This window comes from Streptomyces sp. NPDC033270, assembly GCF_055576575.1.
Map to the genome: position 1 here is coordinate 13686 of NZ_JBVIRA010000028.1, position 12473 is coordinate 26158.

Genomic DNA, 12473 nt, shown 5'->3' on the forward strand with positions numbered 1-12473 from the left:
CGACACGCATCGGTCCGGTCAGTGGACGACGGCAGCTTCTTGCCGCGGATCGCCGCGCTCTGCCGTGCCGTGCGGCCGGTGACGGCTACGCTCGATGCTGATGGACAGCCCCGTACCTCCCCGACCGTCGGAGCCGCGGCTCCGCCGCCGCGACCGCCACGGCCGTGGCATGCGCGGCCCCATCGCGCCACCGCAGGTGCCGCTGTCGGTGACCCGCGCCGACGCCTTCGTGGATCTCGTGTACGACTCCCGGGACCGTCTGGAGCGGCGCTGGCCGCAGCTCTCCCAGGTCGACTTCATGATCTTGGAGGTGCCCGGTTTCGGCCCCGACGACGGGCCGGACGCGGTCGACGGCGAGGAGACCGTGCCGCTGGGGCGGGTACTGCCCGCGGCGGGCGGACATCGCGACCGGATCGTGATCTACCGCAGACCGGTGGAGATCCGTACGAAGAGCCGCGACGAGCGCGCACTGCTGGTCCACGAGGTGGTGGTCGAGCAGGTCGCCGAGCTGCTCGGGCTGGCTCCGGAGTCGGTGGACCCGCGCTATGGCCAGGAGTAGACCGTACGTCGCGGAATGGACCGTACGTCGTGGAATGGTGCGCCCAGGCTCAGGCCAGGGGACCTGTCCCGGATCGGCGGGGCAGGCCCCTGGCATGGGCCGGGGTGAGACCGGTCAGTCGGTGAGCACCGACAGGTCCTGGCCCGCGGTCGGGACGAGGACCGAGCCGCGGTCGTCGGGCATCGGCTGGACGGTGAAGGCGGGCACCTGGCCCTGGGGCCGGGCCAGCATCCGGGCCGCGTAGACCGGGCCGCTGCCCGCTTCGGGCTCCACGGTCAGCGCATAGCCGCCCTTGAGGCCCTGCGGGCGGGGCGGGGCGACGTCCAGGGCGGTGCCGCCCTTGACCGTGTACGTCTTGGTGACCGGGGTGCCGCCGCCGCTGCCGGCGGACGCGGTGACCTTCACCTTGGCGTCCTTGCCCTTCTCGGGGGCAACCAGCGACAGGGTGCTGCCCTTGTCGCGGTTGTCGGCGACGGTGGCGCGCTTGTCGACCGGGCGGGTCGCGGGGATGAACGCCATCTCCTGTGCGGCGCCCTTGCCGCGGGTCACCCGCAGGGCGGCCGCGACGGGGGCCTTGGAACCGCCGTCGGCGGGCGTGAGCACCAGCGAGCCGGCCTCGCCCTTGGTGACGTCCTTGAGGTCCACCGCCGTGGTCATCCCGCTCTTGACGTGCAGGGTCTCCAGACCGGCCGGGGTGATCAGCCCGGTCGGGGTGGCCAGTTGCACCTTGAGGTCGGCGTCGGACTCGCCGGGTGCGACGGCGACCAGCCGGACGGAGGTGGCGTCCTTGGGGATGCCGGGCAGCACCGCGCTCGGCGACGGGTCGGCGGCCGCCGGCAGCCAGTCGCTGCCCAGCTTGCCGTCGCTGGCCTGGACCGCGGCCCCGACCCGGCCCTCGCGGGCGACGACGTGCAGGGAGGCGTTGGTGGTGGGGGTGGTGGTCAGGGTGGAGAGCAGTACCGGGACCGTGGCGTGCGGGGGGACGGAGATGTCCTCGCCGGCGGAGCCGGTCAACGAGCCGTCCTTGCCGTGCAGTTCGAGGTCGACGACGGCCGGGGTGGCGTCGGGGTTGGTGAGGTGGACGTAGTCCTGGCGGTCGGCGTCGGTACTGACGCCGGGGAACCAGAAGGTGGTGTCGGGGGTGGTGCAGCTCAGGCCGAGGAGGCCGCGCCCGGTGCCGGCCGCGACGGCGGTGGTCTGCTGGACGGTCCAGCCGGGGGCGAGGGTGCCGTCCGCGGCGCCCACGAGGGCGGGGGCGTCGGCGCGGTCGGTGGAGGTGGTGACCGGCTTTCCGGCCTCCTGGAGGGGGAGGACGGGCTTGGTGTCGCGGGGCGGGACGGTGCGGCTGCCGGAGCCGTCGGCGGCCCCGCCGCCCTTGCCGCCCTTCCCGTCCTTCTTGCCCTTGCCGCGGCCGCCGTCGTCGCTGCCGGCGTCCTTGACGGTCGCGGCGGGCACCAGCCGGGCGGTGCCCTTCTTGGTGCCCGCGCCGGCTGCGGCGCCCTTGGGGGCGAAGGCGGTGTAGGTCGTCTCGCCGACCTCGGAGGAGGTCGGGGCGGGGCACAGCAGCGCGGAGCGCTGGACGGGCAGCCGGGTGCCGCTGCCGGCGGTGTCCGCGGGGCCGCCGCCGGGGGCCGCGACGGCGGCGACGCCGGTGACGGCGGCCAGCGCGACGGCCACGCCGGCCAGGGACATCATGGTGCGCTTCACTGCGGGTCGCTCCCGTCACGGCGCGGCTCGGGGTAGGAGCCGGAGTACCCGGGGTACTCGGTGCCGTCGTCGTAGGGCTGCTGCTGGGGCTGCGGCGGTTGGTCGGCGTACTGCGGGGCGCCGTAGCCGTACGGGTCGTAGGCGCCGGCCTGGTAGGGGTCGGCGGCGTACGCTCCGGCCCCGTACGGGTCGGCGGCGGCCTGGCCCTGCTGCGGGTACTGCTGGCCGTAGGGGTCGGCCTGGTAGTGGTCGGCCTGGTAGGGGTCGGCGACCACGTAGGGCTGCTGCTCGCCGGCCTGCGCCGGTGGGCCGTCCGGCGGGAGCGGGGCGGCCTGCTGGACCGGCTGCCAGTCCTCGTAGGACTGCTGCTGCGGCACCGCCGCATACGGGTCGCCGGTCCGGGCGGCGTCATGGGCGGGGTCGAACCCCGCCACCGGGTCCGGCGTCTGCTCGCCGGTCCGCGCGGCCGGGACGGTGGGCTGCGCGGCCTGCTCGGGGGCGCCCGCGGCCTCGGCCTGGGCGCGCAGGCGGCGGGCCCGGCGGCCCTCGCCGGCGGCCGCGGCGGCCTGCTCGGCGACGGCGTCCTCGGGGAGGTCGTCGTCGATCTCCCGGCGGCGGCCGGGCAGCGCGAGGACCACCAGGACGACGGCGAGCAGGCCCTGCGCCCACAGCCAGAGGGTGTGGCTGAAGGGGTTGTGGTGGGTGAGGTCGAGCCGTCCGCCGCCGGCGGGCAGCGTGAAGCCCTGCGCCCAGCCGTCGACCGTGACGGGCTTGAGCGGGGTGCCGTCGAGGGTGGCCTGCCAGCCCTCGTCGGCGGTGTCGGCCAGGCGCAGCACCCGCCCGGCGGGCCCGGCGGGGATCTTGGTGTGCGCCTCGACGGGACCGGACGCCACCGGGACGGGCGCGGCGGCCTCCCCGGCGGCGGTGCCGTCCGCGGCGCGGCCGGACACGATCGAGACCCGCGAGACCCGGCGGTCGACCCGCCACAGGGCGCTGCCGTCGTCCTGGCTGAGCCTGGTCAGGCCCGGGGTGGAGTCCAGCACCCGGCCCATTTCGCGCGGTGCGCCGTCCCTGACCAGGACGTAGCGGACCGCGTAGCCGCCGAGCTGGTTGGTCTGGTCGGCGCCCGATCCGGCGACGAGGTGGGCGACGATGGTGCCGAGCCGCTTGTCCTCGTCCGCCTGGGCGGCCAGGTCGGCGTCGCCGAGCCGGGCGCCGGAGCCGCGGACCAGGGTGTAGTCGACGTGGCCGGGGCGGCCGTCGAGGACCAGGGTGCGGGCCCGGTCGGAGCTGCCGGACTCCTCGGCGACGAAGGCCGGGACCTGCTCGGGGTTGCGGCGCTCCAGCGGGCCGGCCGCGCCGGTGATCATCCAGCTGGCCGCGGCGTAGAGCGGGGCGAGGACGGACGCCAGCGCGATCAGCACGGCGACCGGCTGCTTCCAGCCGAAGCCGAGGCTGGCCATGCGGGTGCGGATGCCCTCCGCGCCGATCGCGGCGGCGCACAGCAGCGCCAGGCCGTAGACGAGCATCGCGGGCCCGGTCCAGCCGGAGCCGTTGCCGAGCGCCGCGCACAGCAGCCCGGTCAGCGCCACGGCCCAGGCGACGCGGATCGCCGGCTGCCGTGCGTCGCGCAGCGTGGCGGCGAGCGCGGCCAGCACGATGCCGAAGAGCAGCACTCCGCCCGCGGCCTTGGGGCCGCCGGGGCTGAGGCCGACGAGGTCGAGTACGGAGGCGGAGCCGGCGCCGTAGCCGAGCCCGGCCTCCTGGAAGAAGCGGGAGGGGCTGGTCAGCAGCGACAGCGACCAGGGGGCGAGCACGACGAGCGGGGCGAGCACCACGGCCAGGAAGCGCAGCCCGTAGGCGAGCAGCTGGTCGCGGTTGCCGTCGAGGAAGCGCAGCACCAGCAGGCCGACGCCCAGGAGCACCGCCAGCGGCCAGACGACGGGGGTGAAGGCCGTGGTGAAGGTGACCAGCAGGGCGTACGCCCAGGTGGCGCGCCAGCTGGGCCGGGTGCCTGCCGGAAGCCGCAGTCCGCCGGCGGCGATCGCGGCGCGCGCGATGAGGGGCAGCAGGATGGCGAGCACCGCGGTGCCCAGGCGGCCGCCCGCCAGCGCGCCGGCGGCCGCGGGCAGGAAGGCGTACGCGATGCTGCCCCAGGCCCGCAGCAGCCGGGAGGCGACCAGCGGGCGGGAGGCGAAGTAGGCGGTCAGGCCGGCCAGCGGGACGGAGCAGACCAGCAGCAGGGTGAGGGCGAAGCCGGTGGAGCCCAGGAAGACGCTGGAGACCAGGGCGACGATCGCCAGGTAGGGCGGTGCGAAGGCGCTGTCGCCGACCCCGACCGCGTGCCAGCTGTCGAGGTAGGCCGACCACAGGTCGGACACGCTGCCGGGCGCGGGCAGCAGCGCGCCGCCGGTCAGCGCGCCGGAGCCGAGCAGCCCGCGGCAGGCGATCAGCGAGACCAGCAGCAGGACGAGGAAGAGCACCGGCCCGGGTTTGCGGGCGATCCGCTTGAGCCGGGCGAACTGCTCGATCTCCAGGAAGTCGGCGTCGTCGCCGCCGGGCCCGGACTCGACGGCGCCGTGCCGGCCGGCCGAGGCCACGTCGGGCGCGGCGCGTCCGGCGAGGTTGCCGGCGACCTGTTCGACGGTGGCCCGTACGGTCGCGCCGGGCGGCGGGAAGAGCGGCCGCAGGTCGCTCGCGTCGACCGCGGGGCGGCCTCTGCGCTTGCGGGCGGCGAGGATCTTGCCGGGGCGCAGCAGGGTGCCGAAGAGTCCGGCGAGTTCGTCCAGCGCCTGGCCGGGGACCTTGCCGACGAGGTAGGCCAGCACCCTCAGGACGGTGCCGATCACCAGCCGCAGCAGGACGTACGGGAGGGTCGCGCCGCGGGTGTTGGTGAGCAGGGTGTAGACGGCGCCGGCCTTGTCGACGCGGTGCGGGTTGGCCACCGAGCGGCCGACGCAGTCGATGGGGCGGCGCTCGCGGGCGGCGGCCTCGGCGTGCCGCAGGATGGCGTCCGGCGCGACGAGGACCTGGTGGCCGGCGGCCTGGGCGCGCCAGCACAGGTCGACGTCGTCGCGCATCAGGGGCAGCCGGCGGTCGAAGCCGCCCAACTCCTCGTAGACGTCGCGGCGGATGAGCATGCCGGCGCTGGAGACGGAGAGCACGGGCCGTACCTGGTCGTGCTGGCCCTGGTCCTGTTCGCGGCGGTCCAGGCCGGTCCAACGGCGGCCGCTGCGGGCGATGCTGACCCCGGCTTCGAGCAACTGGCGGCGGTCGTACCAGCTGCGCAGCTTGGGGCCGACGATGACGGTCGAGGGGCTGGCGTCGGCGACCCGCAGCAGCTCGGCGAGGGCGTCCGGCTCCGGTGCGCAGTCGTCGTGCAGCAGCCACAGCCACTGGACCGGTTCGCCGTGCGGCAACTCCGGCATGTCGTAGGCCTCGTCGCGCCAGGTGCGGCTGACCGGGTCCCAGCCGCTGGGGCGGCGCAGATAGGGCAGGTCGTCGGGGGTGAGCACGGGGGCGGTGCGGACGGCCTCGTCGACGGCGGTGCCGAATCCGGAGCGGCGGGCGAGGTGCAGCACCCGTTGGTCGCCGATCGCCTCGGCGAGCAGTTGGGCGGAGTTGTCCGCGCTGCCGGTGTCGGCCCCGATGACGTTCTGCACCGGGCGCTCCTGGCCGAGCAGGCCGGTGAGCGCGTCGGGCAGCCAGCGGGCGCCGTCGTGGGAGACGATCACGGCGGTGACCACGTGCCGTGGGAACTCTGGGGTGGCGGCTGCGTGTGCGGCGGCCTGGGCCGCCGACTGGCTGTGCAAGGACATCGAGGTACGGGCCCTCCGGACCCGGGAGTTCGAAGGCCCGCGGCGAAGTCGCTCAAGGCCCCCGCCCCCGGAAGACACTGCGACGGACTACGAGGCGACGCGCGCGCCCGGCAGGGCGGCGGCGCATCTCGGACGGGGCCCCACACTAATGGTTCGTGCCGCCGCCCCGGCCGGATCCCCGCACAGCAGTCCGCCTCCGGCGGCCGGGGCGCTGGAGGCGGAGTGTTCGCTATAGGGGGATATGGGGAGTTGGGGCGGTACGGCGGCGTGGTCCACAGGGCCGCGCGCCGTCGGTCCGGACGGCTGCCTGGTCATCGTCAGACGGCGGCCTTCTTGAGCCGGCGCCGCTCGCGTTCGGACAGACCGCCCCAAATACCGAAGCGCTCGTCGTTGGCGAGGGCGTATTCGAGGCATTCGGACCGGACTTCACAGGCGAGACAGACCTTCTTGGCCTCGCGGGTGGACCCACCCTTCTCCGGGAAGAAGGACTCGGGGTCGGTCTGGGCGCACAGTGCGCGCTCCTGCCAGCCGAGCTCCTCGTCCGCCTCCTCGACCAGCAATTCCTGGAACAGCTCGGTCATGTGCGCCCCTCGTCTGTCTTTACGTCCCCGTGATCAAGCCGTGATCGATTTCGGCTGAACGACACGAGTGAAATTACAAGTGTGGTGATCCGGGCCAGTCAAGCCGAGATCTGCTATTGAGCCTCTTATTCACTCGGCGGAACCAAGCGGATGCAGAAAGTGTTCAAATCAGTAAAAACCAGGACACTTCCCCGGGCGTACCGCCTGGCACGTCCGCGTCGTTCACCAAGACGCGATCAGGCGGCGTCCGCGTTGCACCCCGCGCGCCGAAGCGGGGGAGATCACAGACGGATCACGGAGCCGCAACGGCGTTTGTGGGTGCGGATACCGGGCGATGTCTCCGGGTCGGGGACTGCACAAACCTTTCTCCGACCGGAGCAACCGGATGTGGTGAAAGATTCGCGGCAAACCAGACATCCGGTTGACATCGCGCCGTGAACCCGGTCTCCTTGTCCCCATGTCAGTGACTTCCGCGCCCCGACTGACCCGTGCCTACGGGTCGCTCTGCGCTGCGCAGGCTCGCTGTCGCTGTTCCAGCTGTCGTAGCCACTGAGCTCCAGCTTCTCCGCTCGCACCACCCCGCAGCACCTCTGCACCGCGACCACCGCGCCGTGCCCCCCACAGGGAACGCCCGCGCCGTGCCGCACCCCTTCCGCGCCGCCCGGGCGCGCCACCCCAGTACTTCCGCCGAGGAACCCGACACCGATGAACAGCGACGTCCAGATCGCCGGCGATCCGCTCGCCATCCCCCACCTGCTGCCGCCCGTCCCCGCGCACCCGGCCACCGTCGCCGGCTTCGCCGGGCTGGCCCGCTCGATCGCCGCCGACCGGGCCGCGTGGGCCCCGCTCGTCCGCTACGACGCCACCACCCGTTGGTACCACCGGCTGCGCACCGGCCCGGGTTACGAGGTCTGGCTGCTGAGCTGGGTGCCCGGCCAGGGCAGCGGCCGGCACGACCACGGGGAGTCCTCCGGTGTACTGACCGTCCTGGAAGGCGAGTTGACCGAGCGCGTCGAGACCGGGCCCCGCACGCTCGCGGCCGGCGCCCAGCGGGTGTTCGCCCCCGGCTATGTGCACGAGGTCGTCAACGACTCGCTCACCCCGGCCGTCAGCCTGCACGTCTACTTCCCGGGCCTGACCGACATGCCGATGCACCCCAGCCAGGCCGCCGCCGCCGACCGGGCCGCGGCCGCCTCGCCCGAGGTACCGGCCCCCTGACGCACGGTCGCGGGCCCCTGACATCCTGGGGTCATGCGAATCGTGGTTCTGGCCGGCGGTATCGGCGGCGCCCGCTTTCTGCGGGGACTGAAGGCAGCGGCTCCGGACGCGGACATCACCGTCATCGGCAACACCGGCGACGACATCCATCTGTTCGGGCTCAAGGTGTGTCCCGACCTCGACACCGTGATGTACACCCTCGGCGGCGGCATCAACGAGGAGCAGGGCTGGGGCCGCGCCGACGAAACCTTCCGGGTGAAGGAGGAGTTGGCCGCCTACGGCGTCGGCCCCGAGTGGTTCGGGCTCGGCGACCGGGACTTCGCCACCCATATCGTGCGCACCCAGATGCTGAGCGCCGGCTATCCGCTCAGCGCCGTCACCGAGGCGCTGTGCGACCGCTGGCAGCCCGGTGTGCGGCTGCTGCCGATGTCCGACGACCGGATCGAGACCCATGTGGCGGTCGACGAAGACGGCGAGCGCAAGGCGATCCATTTCCAGGAGTACTGGGTGCGGCTGCGCGCCTCGGTGCCCGCGCACGCCGTGGTGCCGGTCGGCGCCGACCAGGCCAAGCCGGCGCCGGGCGTGCTGGAGGCGATCGCCGAGGCGGACGTGGTGCTCCTCCCGCCGTCCAACCCCGTCGTCAGCGTCGGCACGATCCTGGCGGTACCGGGCATCCGCGAGGCGATCGCGACGGCCGGGGCGCCGGTGATCGGCCTCTCCCCGATCGTCGGGGACGCCCCCGTGCGCGGCATGGCCGACAAGGTGCTGGCCGCGGTGGGGGTGGAGTCGACGGCGGCGGCCGTGGCCCGGCACTACGGCGCGGCGCGGCCGCTCTCGGCGCAGGACGGCCAGGAGCGGGGCGAGGGCGGTGCGGGGCTGCTGCACGGCTGGCTGGTCGACTCCGTCGACGCGGGCGCGGTGGACGAGGTGGCGGCCGCCGGTATCCGCTGCCGCGCCGTACCGCTGATGATGACGGACCTGGACGCCACGGCCGCGATGGCCCGCGAGGCACTGGCGCTGGCCGAGGAGGTCCGCGCGTCGTGAGCGAGCGAGCCATGGGCGGGTGCGCGCCGCGCGCCTGCGGGGCGGGGCGGGGCGAGGTGCCGGCATGAGCGCGGCGCAGGTGCCCGGGTACCGGGTCTGGGCGCTGCCGGGGATGCCCGAGGTGCGGCCCGGTGACGACCTGGTCAAGCTGATCGCCGCCGCGGCGACGGCCGACGGCCTGCCCCAACTCGTCGACGGTGACGTGCTGTTGGTGACCTCGAAGATCGTCAGCAAGGCCGAGGGCCGGGTGCTGGAGGCCACCGACCGGGAGGCGGCGATCGACCGGGAGACGGTGCGGGTGGTGGCCCGCCGGGGCACGCTGCGGATCGTGCAGAACCGGCAGGGCCTGGTGATGGCGGCGGCCGGCGTCGACGCCTCCAACACCCGGGCCGGGACGGTGCTGCTGCTGCCCGAGGACCCGGACGCCTCGGCCCGCGCCCTCCGGGCGGGCCTGCGCACCGCGCTCGGCGTGGACGTCGGGGTGGTCATCAGCGACACCTTCGGCCGGCCCTGGCGCGCCGGCCTGACCGACGTCGCCATCGGGGCGGCCGGTGTGCGGGTGCTGGACGACCTGCGCGGCGGCACGGACGCGCACGGCAATCCGCTCAGCGCGACGGTGGTGGCCACCGCGGACGAGCTGGCCGCGGCGGGCGACCTGGTCAAGGGCAAGGCGACCGGGCTGCCGGTCGCGGTGGTGCGCGGGCTGGGGCACGTCGTCGAGCGGGCGGGCGACGGTGACGGGGCGCGCGCGATGGTGCGCGACGCCGCGCACGACATGTTCCGGCTGGGCACCTCGGAGGCCGTACGGGAAGCGGTGACCCTGCGGCGTACGGTCCGGGCGTTCACCGACGAGCCGGTCGATCCCGGGGCGGTGCGACGGGCGGTGGCGGCGGCGATCACCGCCCCGGCGCCGCACCACACCACACCGTGGCGGTTCGTGCTGCTGGAGTCGGCCGGGGCGCGGCGGCGGCTGCTGGACGCGATGCGGGACGCGTGGATCGCCGATCTGCGCGCCGACGGCAGGTCGCCGGAGTCCATCGCCCAACGGGTACGGCGCGGCGATGTGCTGCGCAACGCCCCGTATCTGGCGGTGCCGTGCGTGGTCGCGGACGGCGCGCACAGCTACCCCGACGCGCGGCGCGGCGCGGCGGAGCGGGAGATGTTCCTGGTGGCCGGCGGCGCCGGGATCCAGAACTTCCTCGTGGCGCTGGCGGGCGAGCAGCTGGGCTCCGCCTGGGTGTCGTCGACGATGTTCTGCCGGGAGGTCGTACGGGAGGTCCTCGGGCTGCCCGAGAACTGGGAGCCGATGGGCGCGGTGGCCATCGGGCGCGCGGCCGAGGCGCCCAGGGAGCGGCCGCCGCGCGCCGCCGACGACTTCGTCGTCGTGCGCTGAGGCCCCAGGTCACAGGCGGGCGATGTCCCCGACGGGGAAGCGCGGCGCCCGCCGCGGCGGGGTGATGCCGCAGAGCAGGATCAGCCGGGCGGCGCGGTGCCGCTGGCCCTCGTAGGGCGCGAGGAGTTCGAGCATCTGCTCGTCGGTGGTACCGCGGCGGCCGGTGAGCGCAAAGCCGATGATCTTCGGCAGATGGAGGTCGCCGACCGTGATCGCGTCGGGCGCGCCCAGGGCCCGCTGCAGGGTCTCGGCGGCGGTCCACGGGCCGATGCCCGGTATCGCCGTCAGCCGGCGGGTGGCGTCGGCGAGGTCCATCCGCGCGGCCTCCTCCATCCTGCGCGCGGCCCGTACCGCGCGCAGGATCGCCGAGGAGCGCTTGGCGTCGACGCCGGCGCGGTGCCACTCCCAGGAGGGGATCAGCGCCCAGGCGCGCGGGTCGGGCATCACCCGCATCCGCTCCCAGGGGCCGGGGGCCGGCTCGCCGTGCCGCTGCAGCAGCAGCCGCCAGGCGCGGTAGGCCTCGTCGCTGGTGACCTTCTGCTCCAGGACCGAGGGGATCAGCGACTCCAGGACCAGGCCGGTCCGGGCGAGGCGGACGCCGGGGTGGCGGCGGCGGGCCTCGTGGACGACGCGGTGGCGGGCGGTCAGTCGCGCGGGGTCGTCGCGCTCGCCCAGCAGGTCGGGCAGCTGCTCCAGCAGCCAGTCGGCGCCCGGGCCCCAGGCCTCGGCCTCGACCTCGCCGGCGGCGGGACGGGCGGCCAGGCGCAGGGTGCCGGCCCCTTCGGGGGTGCGGCAGGCCCGCCACAGCTCGCCGCCGCGCACCGCGAACGCGGGGTCGCCCGGGCCGCGCTGCAGCACCCCCAGCGTGCGGTGCAGGTCGAACGGGCCGGGCGGGACCCAGGTACGGGCGGGCATGCGGCCAGCGTAGGCGACGCGCCGGTCGCGTGGCGGGGCCGCGGCGGACTACTGGTCGGAGGAGAACCGCACCGAGCCGGCCGGGAGGTCGGCGTCACACCAGATCCGGATGCCGTCGCGCAGCTCGTTGTCGGCGCCGATCGTCGCGCCGTCGCCGACGACCGCGCCGTCGAGGACCGTGCGGGCGCCGATCCGCGCGCCGGCGCCGATCAGCGAGTCGTGGATCTGGGCGCCCTCTTCGACGACCGCGCCTTCGAGGACGGCGCTGCCGTGGATCCGGGCGCCGGCGCCGACGACGGTGCGCGGGCCGACGACGGTGCCGCCGCTGAGCTTGACGTCCGCGGCGACCTCGGCGGTCTCGAGGACCAGGGCCTCGCCGCGGCGGCCGGGCACCGCCGGGGACGGGGCGCGGCCCAGGACCAGGTCGGCGGAGCCGCGGACGAAGGCCTGCGGGGTGCCCAGGTCGAGCCAGTAGGTGGAGTCGACCATGCCCTGGAGGTGGGCGCCGTCGGCGAGCAGTCCGGGGAAGGTCTCGCGTTCGACGGAGACCGGGCGGCCGGCCGGGATGGTGTCGATGACCGACCGGTTGAAGACGTACGCGCCGGCGTTGATCTGGTCGGTGACGATCTCCTCGGGGGTCTGCGGCTTCTCCAGGAAGGCGGTGACCCGGCCGGTGTCGTCGGTGGGCACCAGGCCGAAGGCGCGCGGGTCCTCGACCCGGGTCAGGTGCAGGGAGACGTCGGCGCCGCAGGTGCGGTGGGTGTCGACGAGGGCGGCGATGTCCAGGCCGGTGAGGATGTCGCCGTTGAAGATCAGCACGGGGTCGCCGGGGGCGGAGTGCAGCCGCTCGGCGACGTTGCGGATGGCGCCGCCGGTGCCCAGCGGCTCCTGTTCGGTGACGTACTCCAGGTGCAGGCCGAGCGATGACCCGTCGCCGAAGTACGGCTCGAAGACCTCGGCGAGGTAGGAGGTGGCGAGGACGATGTGCTCGACGCCGGCGGCCCGGGCGCGGGCCAACTGGTGGGTGAGGAACGGCACACCGGCCGCCGGGACCATGGGCTTGGGCGTGTGCACCGTCAGCGGGCGCAGCCGGGTGCCCTTGCCACCGACCAGGAGGATCGCTTCAGTCACTGTGTCCTCTGTTCGCTTCTCCGCCCGCTGGGCCTCTCCTGCCCGATGGCGGGCAAGGAGGGAGCAGCGGTGCGGCTCTCGTCGCCGACTGCCGCCCGGCGGCTGCA

Annotated in this window: 9 protein-coding genes; 4 read left to right on the forward strand and 5 right to left on the reverse strand. The window is 74.9% G+C overall.

Annotation, left to right across the window (positions count from 1 at the left end; all coding sequences use genetic code 11):
• Nucleotides 1-100 precede the first annotated feature (100 nt).
• Complete coding sequence (locus ACZ5XZ_RS31370; protein ID WP_384433047.1) at nucleotides 101-559, forward strand: metallopeptidase family protein; 459 nt, start codon at nucleotides 101-103, stop codon at nucleotides 557-559.
• Nucleotides 560-673: 114 nt separating this feature from the next.
• On the opposite strand, the gene ACZ5XZ_RS31375 is transcribed toward ACZ5XZ_RS31370, so the two are convergent.
• The 3 genes from ACZ5XZ_RS31375 to ACZ5XZ_RS31385 all read right to left on the reverse strand — a co-directional run bounded on the left by ACZ5XZ_RS31375 (nucleotide 674) and on the right by ACZ5XZ_RS31385 (nucleotide 6665).
• Nucleotides 674-2266 (reverse strand): DUF5719 family protein, encoded by a 1593-nt coding sequence (locus ACZ5XZ_RS31375; RefSeq protein ID WP_468984150.1) that lies wholly within the window; start codon nucleotides 2264-2266, stop codon nucleotides 674-676.
• On the reverse strand, nucleotides 2263-6084 hold the full coding sequence (locus ACZ5XZ_RS31380; protein ID WP_468984152.1) for a glycosyltransferase family 2 protein: 3822 nt from the start codon (nucleotides 6082-6084) through the stop codon (nucleotides 2263-2265). Before ACZ5XZ_RS31380 ends, ACZ5XZ_RS31375 begins: the two co-directional genes overlap by 4 nt.
• Before the next feature lie 317 nt (nucleotides 6085-6401).
• Entirely contained in the window at nucleotides 6402-6665 is a 264-nt protein-coding gene (locus tag ACZ5XZ_RS31385) for a WhiB family transcriptional regulator (RefSeq protein WP_003983763.1), read from the reverse strand.
• Between the two features lie 705 nt (nucleotides 6666-7370).
• Between ACZ5XZ_RS31385 and ACZ5XZ_RS31390 the strand changes: the two genes are divergently transcribed.
• The 3 genes from ACZ5XZ_RS31390 (at nucleotide 7371) to ACZ5XZ_RS31400 (ending at nucleotide 10320) form a co-directional block, all read left to right on the forward strand.
• Entirely contained in the window at nucleotides 7371-7883 is a 513-nt protein-coding gene (locus tag ACZ5XZ_RS31390; RefSeq protein WP_468984155.1) for a cysteine dioxygenase, read from the forward strand.
• Nucleotides 7884-7916: 33 nt separating this feature from the next.
• Complete coding sequence (cofD, locus tag ACZ5XZ_RS31395; RefSeq protein WP_468984157.1) at nucleotides 7917-8927, forward strand: 2-phospho-L-lactate transferase; 1011 nt, start codon at nucleotides 7917-7919, stop codon at nucleotides 8925-8927.
• Nucleotides 8928-8991: 64 nt separating this feature from the next.
• Nucleotides 8992-10320 carry a coenzyme F420-0:L-glutamate ligase gene (locus tag ACZ5XZ_RS31400; protein ID WP_468984160.1) on the forward strand — a complete coding sequence of 443 codons (1329 nt, stop codon included), beginning with the start codon at nucleotides 8992-8994 and terminating at the stop codon, nucleotides 10318-10320.
• Nucleotides 10321-10329: 9 nt separating this feature from the next.
• Here the strand turns inward: ACZ5XZ_RS31400 and ACZ5XZ_RS31405 are convergent, their stop codons facing one another.
• Entirely contained in the window at nucleotides 10330-11235 is a 906-nt protein-coding gene (locus ACZ5XZ_RS31405; protein WP_468984163.1) for a DNA-3-methyladenine glycosylase family protein, read from the reverse strand.
• Nucleotides 11236-11283: 48 nt separating this feature from the next.
• A complete protein-coding gene (manB, locus tag ACZ5XZ_RS31410) occupies nucleotides 11284-12366 on the reverse strand; it encodes a mannose-1-phosphate guanylyltransferase (protein ID WP_468984166.1) in 1083 nt (360 codons plus the stop codon).
• Nucleotides 12367-12473 lie beyond the last annotated feature (107 nt).